The 16,741-nt window shown below is 48.3% G+C and carries 14 protein-coding genes; 9 read left to right on the forward strand and 5 right to left on the reverse strand.

The window, feature by feature from the left end:
• The 4 genes from ACFQ3W_RS23465 to ACFQ3W_RS23480 all read left to right on the forward strand — a co-directional run.
• Positions 1-778, forward strand: a 778-nt coding sequence (locus ACFQ3W_RS23465; RefSeq protein ID WP_379321659.1) for an amino acid ABC transporter ATP-binding/permease protein, incomplete at its 5' end; no start/stop codon positions are given.
• A gap of 208 nt (positions 779-986) precedes the next feature.
• Complete coding sequence (locus ACFQ3W_RS23470; RefSeq protein ID WP_379321660.1) at positions 987-1,427, forward strand: DUF1641 domain-containing protein; 441 nt, start codon at positions 987-989, stop codon at positions 1,425-1,427.
• 19 nt (positions 1,428-1,446) lie between these two features.
• Entirely contained in the window at positions 1,447-2,625 is a 1,179-nt protein-coding gene (locus ACFQ3W_RS23475) for an NAD(P)/FAD-dependent oxidoreductase (protein ID WP_379321661.1), read from the forward strand.
• Between the two features lie 325 nt (positions 2,626-2,950).
• Positions 2,951-3,346, forward strand: coding sequence for a hypothetical protein (locus ACFQ3W_RS23480; protein ID WP_379321662.1), 396 nt, complete (start codon positions 2,951-2,953; stop codon positions 3,344-3,346).
• Here ACFQ3W_RS23480 and ACFQ3W_RS23485 read toward each other — a convergent pair.
• Positions 3,325-3,972 carry a nitroreductase family protein gene (locus tag ACFQ3W_RS23485; RefSeq protein WP_379321663.1) on the reverse strand — a complete coding sequence of 216 codons (648 nt, stop codon included), beginning with the start codon at positions 3,970-3,972 and terminating at the stop codon, positions 3,325-3,327. The two genes, ACFQ3W_RS23480 and ACFQ3W_RS23485, sit on opposite strands and share 22 nt — an antisense overlap.
• A 161-nt stretch (positions 3,973-4,133) precedes the next feature.
• On the opposite strand from ACFQ3W_RS23485, the gene ACFQ3W_RS23490 reads away from it, so the two are divergent.
• Positions 4,134-5,111: a Gfo/Idh/MocA family protein gene (locus tag ACFQ3W_RS23490; RefSeq protein ID WP_379321664.1), complete on the forward strand. Its 978-nt coding sequence runs from the start codon at positions 4,134-4,136 to the stop codon at positions 5,109-5,111.
• A gap of 38 nt (positions 5,112-5,149) precedes the next feature.
• Here the strand turns inward: ACFQ3W_RS23490 and ACFQ3W_RS23495 are convergent, their stop codons facing one another.
• Both ACFQ3W_RS23495 and ACFQ3W_RS23500 read right to left on the reverse strand, forming a co-directional pair.
• Positions 5,150-6,784, reverse strand: a complete 1,635-nt coding sequence (locus ACFQ3W_RS23495) for a response regulator (RefSeq protein WP_379321665.1) — start codon at positions 6,782-6,784, stop codon at positions 5,150-5,152.
• A 14-nt stretch (positions 6,785-6,798) separates the two neighbouring features.
• Positions 6,799-8,631 (reverse strand): sensor histidine kinase, encoded by a 1,833-nt coding sequence (locus ACFQ3W_RS23500; RefSeq protein ID WP_379321666.1) that lies wholly within the window; start codon positions 8,629-8,631, stop codon positions 6,799-6,801.
• A 172-nt stretch (positions 8,632-8,803) separates the two neighbouring features.
• On the opposite strand from ACFQ3W_RS23500, the gene ACFQ3W_RS23505 reads away from it, so the two are divergent.
• The 4 genes from ACFQ3W_RS23505 to ACFQ3W_RS23520 all read left to right on the forward strand — a co-directional run bounded on the left by ACFQ3W_RS23505 (position 8,804) and on the right by ACFQ3W_RS23520 (position 13,669).
• Positions 8,804-10,129, forward strand: a complete 1,326-nt coding sequence (locus ACFQ3W_RS23505; protein WP_379321667.1) for an ABC transporter substrate-binding protein — start codon at positions 8,804-8,806, stop codon at positions 10,127-10,129.
• A gap of 110 nt (positions 10,130-10,239) precedes the next feature.
• Positions 10,240-11,121 (forward strand): carbohydrate ABC transporter permease, encoded by an 882-nt coding sequence (locus ACFQ3W_RS23510; protein WP_379321668.1) that lies wholly within the window; start codon positions 10,240-10,242, stop codon positions 11,119-11,121.
• A 13-nt stretch (positions 11,122-11,134) separates the two neighbouring features.
• Entirely contained in the window at positions 11,135-11,959 is an 825-nt protein-coding gene (locus ACFQ3W_RS23515; RefSeq protein WP_379321669.1) for a carbohydrate ABC transporter permease, read from the forward strand.
• 12 nt (positions 11,960-11,971) lie between these two features.
• On the forward strand, positions 11,972-13,669 hold the full coding sequence (locus ACFQ3W_RS23520) for a glycoside hydrolase family 66 protein (protein ID WP_379321670.1): 1,698 nt from the start codon (positions 11,972-11,974) through the stop codon (positions 13,667-13,669).
• Between the two features lie 68 nt (positions 13,670-13,737).
• Here the strand turns inward: ACFQ3W_RS23520 and ACFQ3W_RS23525 are convergent, their stop codons facing one another.
• Positions 13,738-15,156 carry a copper amine oxidase N-terminal domain-containing protein gene (locus ACFQ3W_RS23525; protein ID WP_379321671.1) on the reverse strand — a complete coding sequence of 473 codons (1,419 nt, stop codon included), beginning with the start codon at positions 15,154-15,156 and terminating at the stop codon, positions 13,738-13,740.
• Between the two features lie 28 nt (positions 15,157-15,184).
• On the reverse strand, positions 15,185-16,579 hold the full coding sequence (locus ACFQ3W_RS23530; RefSeq protein WP_379321672.1) for an MBOAT family O-acyltransferase: 1,395 nt from the start codon (positions 16,577-16,579) through the stop codon (positions 15,185-15,187).
• Between the last annotated feature and the right edge of the window lie 162 nt (positions 16,580-16,741).

Consider the following 16,741-nt stretch of genomic DNA (forward strand, 5'->3'; position numbering starts at 1 on the left):
CGCCCCGGGCCGCGCCGCAGGCGAGCTGCCGCAAGCTGCGCGCGGCGTGCGCCTGCGGCTCGCGGACGTCCGCTTCGCGTACCGCGCGGACGACGCCCCGTCCGTGGACGGCGTCACACTGGACGTCCCGCAGGGAAAACGTATCGCCGTCATCGGCCGCAGCGGAGCCGGCAAATCGACGCTGTTGAAGCTAATCCAGGGAGCGCTAGCTCCGACGGACGGCTCGGTCACGCTGGACGGCACACCCACAGCCTCCTTCGGTGACCGGATGCCAGAGTTTATCTCCGTCCTCAATCAGAGCCCGCATTTGTTCGATACGACGGTGGCGAACAATATTCGGCTCGGACGTCCTGATGCCACCGATGAGGAGATCAGACTAGCGGCTCAGGCAGCTCAGCTCGATTCAGTGATCGCCGGACTGCCAGGCGGTCTGGACACTCCGATGCGTGAGACCGGTCAGCGATTTTCCGGCGGGGAGCGGCAGCGTGTCGCTTTAGCTCGAATTTTGCTGCAAAATGCTCCCGTGCTCATCCTTGATGAACCGACAGTGGGCCTCGACCCGCATACGGAGCGAGAGCTGCTAGCTACCATTTTTCGGACAACGAGAGGCAAATCACTGATCTGGGTAACCCATCATCTTGTAGGCGCCGAGCATATGGATGAGGTCATTTTCATGGAGCATGGGCGCATTCTGATGCGAGGCACTCATGCCGAATTGATGGAGCGGGAGCCTCGTTACCGGAACCTTTATGCCCTGGATCGGCCTGAGATTTTGTAGGTTAAAATTAGAAACATAAATATACGTTACAGGACCGTGAAATTTATCACTTTCATGGTCCTTTTTCATTGAGAATGTGGTACAATTTACGTAGATTGTTGGGGATTTAGATGTGCATATTTTCACTTAATAGTAATAATGGCATAAATTGGACCAAATATTGCACTTAACCAAATTACAATTACTTTTTGTAAAGGAGAATCGAAAAATGTCTGAAACGATCACAGAAACAAAGACGGAACAGGCACCTGCCGCGTCCAATGCTCAGGACCAGCGGGAACTTCTGGAGTTGCTCCAAAAGCCGGAGGTACAGGCATCGCTGACGACCTTGGTAGAGCTTCTTCCGAAATTGACGGAAGTTGCCGGAGCGCTTACGAAATCGTATGATTTCATCAAATCGGTTTCGACCGATGAAGTACTGAAGAACGACACCGTCGGTGCCATTCAGGAAATGGCCGGTCCGGTGAAGGACAAAGTGAAACATATCGCCGCTAATGTAATTGAAGCGAAAGACCGCGCAGAGGCAAGCCAAGAAGCGATCGGTCTGTTTGGGCTGCTCAAAATGCTTAAGGACCCGCAAGCTCAAAAGCTGCTTCGCTTTGCAAATGCGTATCTTCAAGTCGCCGGTACTCGGGACAGCCATCACTAAAAACGGAGGAATCATTATTATGTCAAAACATATCGTGATTTTAGGGGCCGGTTATGGCGGTGTACTGAGCGCATTATCGGTTCGCAAATATATGGATCGCTCGGACGTACGGGTTACCGTCGTCAACCAGTATCCTACGCATCAAATCATTACTGAGCTGCATCGTCTTGCAGCGGGCAACATTTCCGAACGTGCGGTGGCTCTGCCGCTGGACAAAGTGTTCAAAGGTAAAGATATCGATCTTCGCATCGCGAAAGTGGAGAGCTTCTCAGTTGATAAGAAGGAAGTGAAGCTGTCGGACGGTACCGTTTTGAACTACGACGCACTTGTTGTCGGTCTCGGCAGCAAAACCGCTTATTTCGGAATTCCTGGGCTGGAACAACACAGCATGGTGCTGAAGTCAACTGAGGACGCTAAGAGAATCCATCGGCATATCGAAGAACGGATCCGGGATTTCGCCAAAGAGGGAAATGAAGCTGACGCAACGATTCTCATCGGTGGTGGTGGTTTGACCGGCGTTGAATTAGTTGGGGAAATTGCCGACGAGCTACCTGCTTTGACGAAAAAATACGGCGTAGACCGCAAAGCTGTGAAGCTAATGCTTGTGGAAGCTGGGCCCAAAATTTTGCCGGTGCTTCCTGACCCGCTTATCCAGCGCGCAACTGCCAGCCTTGAAGCTCGCGGCGTTGAGTTTTTGACAGGCCTTCCGGTAACGAACGTGGAAGGTAATACGATTGACCTGAAGGATGGTCGTAAAATCGTAGCCAATACTTTCGTATGGACCGGCGGTGTGCAAGGCAACCCGCTTGTTGGCGAATCAGGACTCGAAGTGAACCGCGGACGTGCTTCTGTGAACGAGTATTTGCAATCTGTCTCCCATAAAGATGTATTTGTCGTTGGCGACAGCGCGGTATTCTTTAGTCCGGATGGCCGTCCTTATCCACCAACGGCTCAAATCGCTTGGCAAATGGGCGAACTTGTGGGCTATAACCTGTACGCTTACCTGCAAGGCAAAACGATGGAAGACTTCCATCCGGTAAATTCCGGTACACTGGCCAGCTTGGGCCGCAAGGATGCCGTAGCCACGATCGGCGCCAACAATACGTCGCTTCGCGGACTGCCGGCAACACTCATGAAGGAAGCGAGCAATATCCGCTACTTGTCCCACATCAAATCGCTTGAAACATTAGCATATTAATCGTAAGTAATAAACACAAGGAACGGTTAGGGTAAATCGCCCGATACCGTTCCTTTTTTATACTTGTGCTTTACTGGCGAACCGAACAATTGGGCCTGGATCAACTCATTGATCATTTTTTTCATTTATTTAGTTTTAAATGTATTTCGTACATCTAATTTTAACGAATAAGCTCGGCTGCGCATAATAACTGCAAAAAGTACATTTAAAAGTCAGGGTTATCAGGGAAACACCCATTTTTATTCGAATTAGATGTATCTTTTACACTTAAATTGGCTAAGATAGCGAAAATTCCAAAATTAGATGTAGAATATACAGCTATCCGATGAGTGGTCAATACGGCGGGGCGGCATTTTTGCTTTTATTTATCGTTTGTTTGTTGGCTGTAGGGTTGCCGGTGCTTTTGGCAAAAGCTTTTTTCGATTGGATGGATTTTCTCGCCTCCAATGTTCTGCTTCCGCTCGGCGGACTAATCGTCACCATTTTTGCCGGCTACGCCTGGAAGCGAGCGTCAGAAGAAGCCAGACTTACAGGCGGATGGAACCGGGTTTGGATGTTTTTGTTGCGATACGTCGCACTGATCCTCGTTCTTTTCGTCTTTTTGCATACATCCGGTTTGATTCAATTTCAAATAAAAAAGCGCGAGCTCAGGATTTTATCAGCCCTTGCACTCGCGCTAATTTGTTGTTTGCGCCCCTTTTATTTAAAGGAATTCCAGTGAGTGATTTGATCTACAGAAAGACGAGGGGTCGCATGTGCTGCTTTAGCTGCTTTTCCGATAGCAATCAGCATAATCGGTTTCAACGTTTCCGGCACTTCGAACTCTCTGGCGAACGCTTCTGCATCGTACCCACCCATAGGCACCGTGTCATAGCCTCTCGCTTTAGCAATTAGCATTAGCTGCATGGATATGAGGCCCGCATCGAGCAAATTAACTTGATGAAGGCGTTCCGGTCCCATACCGCCATAGCCTTTATGGAGCCGTTCCACGAAGTTATTCTTCAACTCCTCGGTCATGACCCCAGCTTCCACCGCCTTGCTGTAAATGGTATCGGCTTGTTCATAGGACTTCAAATCCCCAAGCACGGCGATAACTGCGGATGCATCCACAACTTGCTCTTGGTTATTGGCGATCGGGAGCAATTTTTTCTTCAGATCTGCATCGTCGATAATCATAAACCGCCAAGGTTGCAAGTTGGAGGAGGAAGGTGCCGAAATCGACAGCTCCAGCATTTCTCTCAGTTCCTCACGTGATATTTTCACTGTTGGGTCATAGACGCGTACAGAATGTCTTTCTCGAAGTACAGTATAAAAATCATTCAGATCCAGTTTCTCTGCAATATTCATCCAAAATCATCCTTTCTATCTCAGCTCGAATTCAGTATAACGCCTAACTGTAATTATTTCAAGAACAGTTTATAAGTTGTGCATTGACCATCCGCTTGTAGATAATGGAGATAACCATTACTCTATAAGAAGAATATAGGCCTAGAAGGAGGAGCAGCAGCATGACGTTACGAATTGGAATCGTGGGTACAGGATGGTTTAGCAGGGTACATGCGGATTTATTAGCTGGTATGGAAGGTGTGCGGGTAGCGGCTGTTTGTGGAACGAGTGAAGAGAAGGCCCTTATGTTTGCCTCAAATTATCCTGGGGCAACAGGCTATAGCCGGTTTACCGAAATGCTCGACTCGCAGAAGCTGGATGCGGTATATTTATGTATTCCGCCAATGGCGCATGGCCAGATGGAGCTTGAGCTGATTGACAGAGCCATTCCGTTTTTTGTGGAAAAGCCGCTCAGTACGAATTTGCAAACCCCGCAAGACATTTTGGACCAGCTGCAAAAGAAACCCGTGGTCCACGCGGTAGGCTATCACTTTCGATATAAGGAGACAATACAGCGGCTGAAGGCATCCTTAAGTGGGCAAACGATTGGGATGGTCATGGGCGCATGGATGGGTGATATGCCTCAAGTGGCATGGTGGAGAAAACAGGAGGGCTCTGGCGGACAGTTTATCGAGCAGACAACCCACATTGTTGATTTGCTGCGCTATACGGCAGGAGAGGTCGAAGAAGTTTATGCGGCATACGGCAACCGGGTAGTTCAGGGGCAATACGAGAACGTCACAGTACATGACGTAGGTACCGTTTCGATGAAGCTTGAGAGCGGTATTATTGCAACTGTGTCCAACACCTGCATCCTGCCTGGAGGTGTAGGGCAAGTAGAGCTGCGGCTTTATACCAATAACGGAATACTGGATTGGAGCCCAGATCGATTGGAAATCTCCACCCCGGGAGTAAGAACGACATATACAGGAACGGACAATCCTTATGCTGCCGAAGCCGGGGCTTTTATTCATGCCTTGCGAACGGGTGACACTTCACGGATTTTATCGGACTATAGCGATGCCTATAAGACACAAACGGTCACCTGTGCTGCCTTAGAATCGGCAATGACGGGCAAACCGGTTCGAATCTCTGAGTAAACCGGCTAGCCCTATCCGCCCTTCGCTATTTACTCAACTCACTCTTTCAGTTTCTCCTGATATTCGCCCGGAGGCAGACCAAAGTGCTGTTTGAAGACGTGGGAAAAGTGCTTGGCACTGAGATAGCCGACTTGCTCAGCAATATCATAGATTTTTTGCTCTCCCGGTTCGGACAGGAGTTTGGCGGCACGCTCCATCCGGATCCGGGTGAGAAATTTGATATACCCTTCCTGCTGACGTTGACTGAATACCGTACTTAAATAGGCGGGGGAGACACCTACCTTTTCAGCGATCAGCGCTAGGCTGAGTGGTTCGGCATAGTGAGTGACAATATAGGCTTTGGCTTTAGCGACTAGATCGATGTCGTTGATATCGCGATTGTCTGCATTTCCTTGATGCATCAACGTCTCGGCCGCCTCTGTGTAGATTTCGTTGACATTATCCCGGGTCAACTGGTTACCGTATACGAGCAGCTTCCTTAGTGTATTTAGTGCGGCTTCCGAATTCACTTCTAGCAGATTTTCCGCATGCAGCCGGTCTAAATACGAGAGCATTTCGTTTCCAAACAGCAGGGCTCTGGGTACATTCAAAGGATCGATCAGTTCGATATAGTCCCTTAAGGCAGCAGTAAAAGCCCATTCCTCGTTCGAACTTAGAGCGTTGCCCAAACTGGTAAGGGACCGTTCGATCTGATGAATCCTTGTCAGCAGCGGTTCGCTGTCGGTAACCTGATTGCAGATTTCTTCGTGAAGGTATAATTGTCCGTTTCCCTGGAGTAAACGGGCTTGCAATGCTGTCCGGGCATGCCGGTAAGAAAGGTCGAGCTGCAGCACCTCGCTGACGCTCGAGCCCAGGGCCCCCGTCAGACTTAGACCGGTATGGAGACTTAGTGCGGAAGCCACATGCTCAAACAACAGACAGCTTTTTTGCTTCAGCTCCTTTGCATTCTCCCCGGTAATAAGCAGACAAGTATGTTGATCATGATCATTAAACACGATTCCGGCCTCAAGTTCTTCGAAGAGCTCGGCAGCCATCCGGTGCAAAATAAACCGGAAGATGCCGCGTTCTTCCAGCGGAACCGATTTCTCATAAAAAGGGACTTCGTCTAGATTTAGAATTAAAATGGCCGCTTCGGCTTCGATTAAGTTGACCTTGATCCGATACATTAACGGATAAAGGGTTTTAATTTCAATATGATTCCGGGTAACAACGGCGGTCAGAAACTGGTTGACCGCTTGTTTTTGCGTCTCCTTCGATACGCTTTGAAGTGCCCGTAGGGCGAGTTGATGGTGATTTTCCAGTTCAAGTTCACTGGCGATTTTGCTAAGTGCCTTGGTCATTTCTTCTGCTTGAATCGGCTTAAGCAAATAATTGCTTACACCATAACGAATCGCTTCCTGGGCCATGGGAAATTCATTGTATCCCGACAACAGCATGACCTTTTGTCCTGAATTTGCATCCGCAATATGACGGCAGAGCTCCAGTCCATCCATCTCAGGCATTTTGATATCTGTTATCACGAGGTCGAAGTGCTGTTTGTTCATCAGCTCCAAGGCTTCCACGCCGTCTCCTGCGACTGCTGCAACCTCGAAGCGAAAATCCCATTGCGGAATATGGGTGCGTAGAAAACGTCCAGTAAGCGGTTCGTCGTCGACAATGAGCAAGGTATACATGGTGATTCATCTCCTTACGAAAATTCGGGCGGGAGCATGACCGTTACGATCGTACCTTTTTCCCACTCGCTCTGAATGCGGAGTCCGTAGGTTGGTCCGTATTTCAGTTTAACGCGCTTGTCGATATTTAACAGGCCGATGCCGGTTCCCGGTGAAACCCCGGATTTAGCCGCGGGTCCCCCTGGCTCGGTTTCTACCGAATGAAGTGCTGCCCCTTGGGACAGCATCGTTTGCAGCGCAGCCAGTTTTTCCCCGCTCATTCCCTTTCCATTATCCCGGATATGAAACAACGTATAATCCGCTGTAAGCTCGTTATACATCCATATTGTCGTCTTTCCCCGCTTCAACTCACAGCCATGAATGACGGCGTTTTCGATAATCGGTTGAAAAAGGAGCGAAGGAACGGACGTGTTCATCAGTGACTCATCTACTTCTATCCGGTATTCAAGCCTGCCTTCATACCGGGTGCTTTGAATACCCAAATAAGCTTGAACCAGCTCCAGTTCCTTTCGCAGAGGGAGTTCCTTGTCCCAAGCGGTTAAGCTGCGCATCAGCAGGCTGAGTTGATTGAGGTGCAGGAGTGCTTTATCCTGCTCCCCGCTTTGCATGAGAATTTGAATCATGTTCAGAGAATTAAAAATAAAGTGCGGCCGGATCTGACTGTGCAGTGCGTTAATCTGCGCCTCCTGCTGCAGCATTTTTGATTCGTAGACCTCTTTGACGAGCTTGGTATTAGTTGATAGCATCACATTAATTTGTTGGGTCAAATGGTTAAAGGAGGAGCCCAAATATCCGATCTCATCCTGGCGGTTGTATGGGAATTGCACATCCAGTTGTCCGCTCTCCACCTTTTTCATCAGACGTACGATATGCAGTAGAGGCCGCAAGAAGCGTCTGACAAAGACCGCGAGAATAACAATGGCGAGCAGTGAGCAGGCAATAGCAAACAGGAAGGCCGTGTTCCGCGTTTTAACAGAATTGGCGTTCAGTTCTTCCATCGAGTTGACGGCAACAATCGTCCAATTGGTACGGGGCACATTGGCGAAGTTCACAAGGTATGACTTACCATTCTCCTTCATGGTGAAAGGCTTCTCCCTGCTACCGATGGCGTTGTAAAACGCAGCACTGTCCGGTCGAGATGAATTGGCGTAAATCAGCTTGCCCTGCTGGTCGATGATAAAGAAACGCCCCTCCTGACCGACGTCAACTTTGTTGCAAATATTTTCAATGCCCTTATAGTTGGCATCCACTTTGATAACTCCGAGGACCCGGTCCGTATTCCGGATGCTGCGGAGTCGTTTGACGATCGAGAAGACTTCCGTCTTATCGTATTTTATGAGCTGCTGCTGATGTGCCGAAACGAAGGTGGCTTCCTGCGTTGACATCGCTTCCTTGTACCAATCGTATTGGGTGAAATCCTTATCGGTATTGATGGTAATAGGGAAACGCCCGCTGAAATATATCTCGTCGGCCAAAATAAAAACCCGCAGAATATCTGACCGCGGATAAATCATGATCTCGTCGAGATAGTCCTCGATAAGGCGACGCTTATCTAGCTGTTTCATCTCTGAACCGCTGACGTTCCTGTCTAGCGCATCCATTACCGTTTCGTTACGGTATGGGGACAAAGTTAGCCGGAATAGGTCGTCAAGATAGTTGTTTACATTAATGGACACCTGATCGATCGTCTGCTGGACCTGATCCGCCGCTTTTTGCCTGGAGTCTTTAGTATATTCCATATAGGATAGCGCAGAGACGGAGAACACGGAAATCAATATGAACAAGGCGGTAAAAAATAGCAGTTTGGCTCGGATGCTCCAGTAACGGTAAGCTTTGCATTTACGCATGTCCCTCACCTCTGATTTTAGTTTATACGGTGGATACCGCGGTTTCAATGGATATGAAAAAGCAGTACCATGATCTTAAAAAAGCGGTGTTTAGGTTCCGGCCCGCCTGCTATATGCTTGATCTCGTAAGGCTGAACAAAACAGCACGGATTTAAAAGGGAGGGCTAATAGGATGAAAAAGATGTTGGTAATGATGCTGAGCGCAGTGATGTTCATTGTGCTGTTGGCAGGTTGTTCCGGAGGAGATAACTCTGATGCCTCGAAACAAAACGGCGACAAGGCAGAAGGCTCGAAGAGCGAGAAGAAAGTGAAGCTGCAATTTTTTACGGGAAAAGTCGAAACCATCGATTTAATGAATGAGCTAATCGCCAAGTTTAATGAAAAGAACCCGAACATCGAAGTGGAACAGGAATACCAGAAGGACGCGAGCAACGTGTTCAAGGTCAAGCTGGCTTCGGGCGACGTACCAGACATTACAACCGTGGTGGCCCAGGAATATATCGATCAGGGCAAATACCTGGATTTGTCGGGCGAAGCATACTGGCCCCGCGTTTTGCCGGCGATTAAGGATTTAACGACGGATGTGAAAAGCGGAAAGCAATACAAGGTAGCCACGAACGTGACGATGGGCGGAATTTTTTACAATAAAGCGCTGTTTAATGAATTAGGCCTGAAACCGGCTACCACATGGGATGAATTCGTAAGCAATATGAAAATTATTCAGGCAAAGAAACCGGACGTTGTACCTTTGTTTATCGCAGGAAAAGAATCTTGGACGCTTGGGCAATTGATTGAGTTTGTCGGACACGGCCCGCTCAAGCAGCAGCTTGGCGTTGTTCCGGCCAAGAAGGCATTTATTAACAACGACTCAGCCCAGTTGAAATTTGACGAGCAGGGTGGAGCCATGGATACATTCGCCAGCCGTCTGATGGAGCTCCGGGATGAAAAACTGGTGAATAGTGATCTAATCACGGCAACCTATGACAACCAGAAGCAGGCTTTTGTCGATGGTAAAGCGGCTATGATCATTCAGGGTATGTGGGTTATGGGCGATTTACTCAAAATGAAACCGGATTTTACGGACAACATCGGGTTTACGGTGATCCCGTCGGTGGTTGATGGCCTGAAGCCGACCGTCCTGTCTGCGGAGGATTCCGCCTACGCCATTACCGCTGAATCTAAGCATCCGGAAGAAGCCAAGAAGTTTCTGGAGTTCCTGCTGCAGCCGGAGAACCTGAAAATCTACAGCGAAACCCTGAAGTCTCCTACAGCTTTTACCGATGTTGATGCCGATTGGGGCCCACTGAAGGACCAGGCGGCCGAAGCGCTTAAACAAGGTGCGAATATCGCCTTTACTGATTGGCCATCGGGATTTTCCGGAGATGACGCCGGCCGAATGGTTCAGGAACTGCTGGTCGGAAAATACAAGAACGGGCATGACTTTGCGGTTGATTTCAAGAAAACCTGGGATAAAGCCTGGGCTGCCAATAACAAATAAGATTTTAGAAATTAGTAAGGAAAAATGGAAGGAAAGTGAGATCGTTCGAGCGGTGAATCCTTTCCTTCCTTTCATTCTTTTCCAAAACGAGAGAGAGGAGAGAAACGATAATGGCATTACTTCGCAACTTCAACAACCATCTGCATAAATATATGGCTATTCCGGCGATCGTGTTGTTTGGTTTCTTCTTTATTTATCCGTTGGCCCGGGGCATCGGGATCAGCCTGACGGATTCCAACGGAATCACGACTCCAAACTTTGTAGGCTTGCAGAATTTCATCGATTTTTTTAAGGATGATCGGGCCACGCACGATATGCTGACTACGCTGTGGTTCGCCATCGGGTCGGCACCTTTGCTCAACTTATTCGGTTTTCTTTATGCCCTGCTTCTTGACAGGAAAATGGTGGGCAAAGGACTCGTCAGAGCGATTGTCTACTTACCGGCTGTGATCAGTCCGCTGATTATGGGCTATATCTGGTATTTTATCCTTCAACCGGAGCGGGGCTTCCTATATCACCTGGGACAAAATCTCAAGCTAGAATTCCTCCAGGGTAATTGGCTAGGCAGTAGTACCAGTTCAATCGTTTTGCTAATCATCGTCAATGTCTGGCAATTTGTCGGTATGACCATGATCATCTACTTGGCCGGTCTGCAGTCCATTCCTTCAGAATTGTACGAGGCCAGCCGGATGGACGGAGCCGGGGTCTGGAAGACGTTATGGAATGTCACGATCCCCATGCTGTACCCTTCTATTAAAATAAATGTCGTAACCAATATAATTGGTTCCTTGTCGGTTTTTGACATTATTGTGGCGTTAACTGACGGTGGACCAGGGTATAGCACGGAATCGCTCAGCTTGTACATTATGCGGATGCAGTATGGCAGCTTCACGGGATACTCCACCGCAGTTGCCTTGATTCTGTTCTTAATTATCATCATCCCTGTCTTCTTATTCCTGCGTTTGACCCGGAATAAAGAAGTGGAAATGTAAGGGGGGAACGAAGTTGAAACAACTGCTGGGGATCATAAAGTATTTGGCTGTTATCGCTATTTCGCTGCTGGCCCTAATTCCGTTTTATGTGCTGTTGTATTTGTCGCTAAATACTCCTTCCAGTAATGTGTTTGAAGGCGGTATACTACCCGTTCCGAATTTTTACTTCGGCAATTTTAAGAAGGCATGGTTCGCTTCGCAACTGGGAACAGCCATTGGAAACTCACTGATCATAACCGTAGGGGCGTTGTTTATCATGGTGGTGCTTTCCAGCGCGGCGGCTTATTCCATCGCACGTTTCAACAGTAAAATGAATTCCGTGATTTTTAATGTGCTGCTCATTTGCATGATGGTCCCAGCGATTATCATCACGGTGCCATTGTATACGCTGATGCGGTCCATTCATGGGATCAATACGCTGTGGGCCATGATTCTGCTGCTTGCCTCAAACGGTCTGCCAATGGCGGTTTTTTTATACACCAGTTTCATCAAAGCGTTACCCCGCGAAGTGGAGGAATCGGCGATCATCGACGGATGTACTTATTTTTCCGCGTTTTGGCGGGTGACCTTTCATTTTCTGAAACCGGTAACCGCGTCTTTAATCATCTTGTCGGGCCTCGGAATTTGGAACAATTATGGTCAGGCGGTATTCTTTCTACAAAAACAGGAAATGAGGACAGTGCCGTTGGCGGTGTCGATGTTTTTTCAAAAGTACGGCGCTGACTGGAACCAAATGGCGGCTGCCGCTATGATCGGTCTTGCTCCAGCGGTGCTGGCATTTTTGGCCTTCCAGAAATATTTCATCAAAGGAATTACTGCGGGAGCGGTGAAGGGATAGGAGGACAACAGCATGATTAAAGATATATACCCGGTTCGTGCCCAGTTCTTGAGCGGGCAGCCGGTGGAAATAGCTATAGAGCTTGCTAACTTTACAAAAGAAATAGTAGTTATTACACTGTCTGTCAGGGTAAATTGGCTTAATCAGGAGCTTAACAAAATGGAGCTGCGTGGCATTACCCTAGCTCCATGTGAAGAACGGGTTCTTACGCTTCGTGTTGGGGAATATCTTGCTGATTTCAATGGATACGGAGTGGATGTGGAATGGGTGTTAGACGAAGCCATGGAGGTTTCCGCCGGGAGGATATCTACGGCCTTCGACGTAGTTTCGGACTGGCGTAAATCGACCCGCTACGGGTTTTTGAGCGATTTTAATACGTCGGAGAAAGGAGACCGGCAGGATGTAGCCTGGTTAAGCAAGCTCCATATCAATCTTGTGCAGTTTTATGACTGGATGTACAAGCACGACGATCTGGTTCCAGAATCCAGTGAGTTTACCGACCTGATGGGGCGGAGGCTGAATTTAGATGTTGTTTCCGAAAAGGTACGCTACTGTCATGATTACGGCATGAAGGCGATTGCATACGGTGCCATTTACGCAGCAAGCAAAGGATTTTATGAGCAGCACAAGAATTGGGCGCTTTTGCAAAGCGACGGAGAGGCTTACGATTTTATCGATGTATTCAAAATCATGAACATAGAAGCAAGTTCACCATGGCATGACCATATCATTGCGCAGTATAAACGGGCGATTGAAAAGGTCGACTTTGACGGCATTCATATGGATACTTACGGTTTTCCCAAAACCGGCATTTCCGCTGTCGACGGAAGCGTCGTCCGCCTGGAAGAGCAGTTCCCGCTCCTGATCGACCATACCCGTGAAGCTCTGGAGCAAAGCAAGGACGATATTTGCCTCATCTTTAACAATGTCGGAAATTGGCCGGTGCATACCGTGGCAAGAGCTGCCGAAGACGCGGTTTATATTGAGGTTTGGAAGCCTTACGAACGGTACCATCACCTGGTGCAAATCATCCAATGGGCCAAGCTGTGGGGAGGCGGCAAACCAGTCATTTTGGCTGCTTATCTGGCTCCCTTCCGTCTGGAGGGGGCAACTTCCGAACAGGCGGAATACGGAGCTTTACTGCTAACGGCCGCCATTGCGGCACAAGGGGGGTATCATCTGCTGGTTGGTGAAAACGGGGGCGTTCTAACCCAAGCCTATTATGCCGACTATTCGACGATGGGGGGAAAATTCATTCGGACGCTGAGAAACTATTACGATTTCAATGTCCGCTATGCGAACCTTCTATATGACAATAAGTTGGTAGATGTCTCCATGACGCATGCCGACGGCGATAACCGGGAATACGTTTTCGAAAATGTCGAATACAGCACATATGGGGAACCCGGTAAGGTCTGGACGGTCATCCGGGAAAACGAAAGCTTCAAGACAATCAGTTTCATCAACCTGAGCAACAATACCGAGGATTATTGGAATGCCGGCAAAAATCACCCGCTTGTGCAGGATGGCATAAGGGTACAGGTTTTGCTTGACAGGAAACCGAAGGGCGCGTTCGTCGCCACGCCGGACCGCGATAACGGGCGCCCGCTGCCGCTTGAATTTGAACTTACCTGCAGCCTCCGAGGAATCACGTTGGAAGCAATTCTCCCATCTCTGGAAGTATGGAACCTACTGGCAATCGAACTTTAATTAATATTCAAACAAATTGAGGCATCCGGACATAAAACGGGCTCCCGGGAAGGGAGCCTGATTTTGGCTTAATCCAACGTAATATTGTAAGTGACCAAATGAGAATCCGGTTCATCCTTGGTTATCTCTACTTCCCCGCGAAGGAGCTGAATAATTTGAATCAGGGGTCCGTTCACGCGGTTCTTGTAGATTTTAGCGGGAATATCAAGCGATGTCGATTCTCCATTCACCTTAGCGGTCTGATCTCCTACGCCAAGCGATAGTTCCTGTTCTCCATAGGAGAGGGACACATTTTTGCTGCCAGCGTCATAAGTGAACTCAATACCCGCTGCATCAGCAAAGTCCTTGAGCGGGACACTAACCTGGTCACTATCCGCAGGTGGGAGTTCCTTGAACATGACCGGCTCCCCGTTGATATTAATGGCGATGGAATATATCTGTCCGCTTTCACCAACGACAAGGCTATTCACCTGCTCTTGCAGCTGGCGATTGTTCAGCTCGACGTTTTCTGCGGTAACCAGATGTGAGCCGGCTGCAATTTCTTCCACGATGAAACGGTTAATATCGGCAGAATGATGGGACAAATCCTTGAATTCATCCAGGTTGTAGGTGATGGAGCTGTCATTTTGAAAATCGTGGACTGTCACATTGCTTAAAGCGCTGAACTGCTCAAACATGTATTTTTTCATCTCCAATTGATTGTTGAACCGCTCCGGATTTATGCTATACCACAGCTGCTGGCGAAGGATAGAATAAGGCGGGAAATATACGATGAATTCGATTTCCGGATGAGCCTTCATTAGACTGATTGTATTCCTATCGAAGCTCTTCTTTACGATGTCCAACGAAGGTTCAGTTTCGGAGGTCATCTGCTCTGAAAGACGGGCTTCTTCCCGCTTGGCAAGCACTCTTTTCGCCCCATAGACAGCGGAAGCATCCCAGTTATTCAGCATATCCAGGGTCCGCAGCTCGGGCAGCATAGCTTTGGGAAGATACAGCACCCCTAACGCATGCTTCACGTTAGAGATATTGAATAAATACTTATAATCGTTCAGCTTAGATTCGTCGTACAGGTAATATGGAAACGTCTCCTCGCCCCGGACCGAATCGTCCCGGAAGGAGAAGTAGTCGATTCCCCACAGAACTTTCTTGACCTGTCCCGTTTTGATGGCGACGTCAGCAATCATGCGCTGTTCTTTCGCGGTGGAGCCCTCCATGGACAGCTTCATCACTTTTCCGCCCAATACTTTACCTACCTGGGAAGGAACAAAATTTTCGGTCATGGAGCTGCCGAGAATGATGGTGTCATAAGCGTAATTTTTGGCCAGACCCGGGTTCTGGTAGCGCTCCTGCTTCGTAAAAAGGGGCTCATAAGCGGATTTGCGGTATAGCTGTAGCGGGTCGACGGCGTACACAAACGTACCGACGATAGCGGTGAACAATAGGATAAAGGCCGCAAACCAGGCGATAAATTGAATATTTTTCAAGGGGAAGAGTCTCCTTTGCTAACACGGTTTAGAAGGTGAAATATAAAAATTCACTGACCTGGTTGAAGTATAAAATGGAAAAGACGAATAGTGCGGCAATATACGCTGCATATTTGAGGTTCGGCTTGAAATGTAGCTTCATTTCCATCGAGTTGCGCGCCAGTACGGCTATGGTGAAGGTAGCACCGATCATCAGAAGCTTGCCGATAAGGTCCAGATTGAGCACTAAACCGATATTCTGAAAATTAAACATTCCGTGGAACACCTTCATGGCGTCCTCCATCGTTTTGGCCCGGAAGAACACCCAGCTGAAATTGACGAACAGGAACGTGATAAGCCAACCGCTCCAGCGTGGTAGTGTTATCCCCGTCTTGCCCCACAGCCTTTGTACGACTTGAGCAATACCATGCAGCAGTCCCCAGATGATAAAGGTCCAGCCTGCTCCGTGCCAAATCCCCCCGATCAGAAACGTGGCCACAAGGTTGAAATAAGTACGCACCTTTCCTTTGCGGTTGCCGCCAAGCGGAATGTATATATAGTCCTTGAGGAACCGGCTTAACGTCATGTGCCAGCGGCGCCAGAAATCCTGAATACTGACCGCCTTATAGGGAGAATTGAAGTTTATAGGCAGCTTGATATTGAACAAAAGAGCAATCCCGATAGCCATATCGGAGTATCCGCTGAAATCGAAATACAATTGTAGGGTATAGGCTAAAGAGGTGCTCCAGGCATCAACCAGACTTAGTTGCGTAGAAACATCAAATCCTTGGGTGGCTATAGGAGCAAGTGTGTCGGCGATGATGACTTTTTTAAACAGGCCGATACAGAATACAAAGAAACCGCGAGCGACATTGCCCGGGATAATCTGTTTGCTGCGGACGCGATCGAACTGTGGCATCATTTCTTTATGGTGCAGGATCGGGCCGGCAATCAAGTGAGGGTAAAACGTGACGAAAAGGACGTAATTAACGATGCTGTATTCTTTCGCCGAACCGCGGTAGGCATCGACGAGATAAGCGATTTGCGTAAAGGTGAAGAAGCTGATTCCGAGTGGAAGAGCTAGCTCTAGCAGCTTGATATGTGCGGCAAATAGGCTATTTACGTTCGTGATTAGAAAATCGGCATATTTGTAGTAGCCGAGCAGAAGGACGTTGCCGGAGATTCCTGCGGTTAGCAGCAACCTTCGAATTTTGGGCGATTTACTCCCGGAATGACCGATCAGGCGTCCCATTAAATAGTTAAAGGCGATCGAACCTAGAATGAGCGGAAGCGATTTGATGCTCCACCAGCTATAAAAGAACAGCGATGCGGCAGCAAGCCACAGTTTTCCCACCACAGGAGGGCAGAACCGGTTAAGTAGAAAATAAGCAATAAACGTAATCGGCCAAAAGGCGAAAATGAATTCATAGGAGTTAAACAGCAAGGATCGATGGCACCTCTTTCTCCAAAAAAAGCGATATATCGAGCTAATCATATAACATTATGTCAAAAGCGGACAATAGTTTTTTGTTAATTCAATTCCTTTTTTTTACAAAAAGAGCCCTGCCATTACGGCAGGGCGGAAAAGAGAAATCTATATAATAAA

Origin of the sequence: Paenibacillus puldeungensis (assembly GCF_042678945.1) — a bacterium.
Taxonomy (GTDB): domain Bacteria; phylum Bacillota; class Bacilli; order Paenibacillales; family Paenibacillaceae; genus Fontibacillus; species Fontibacillus puldeungensis.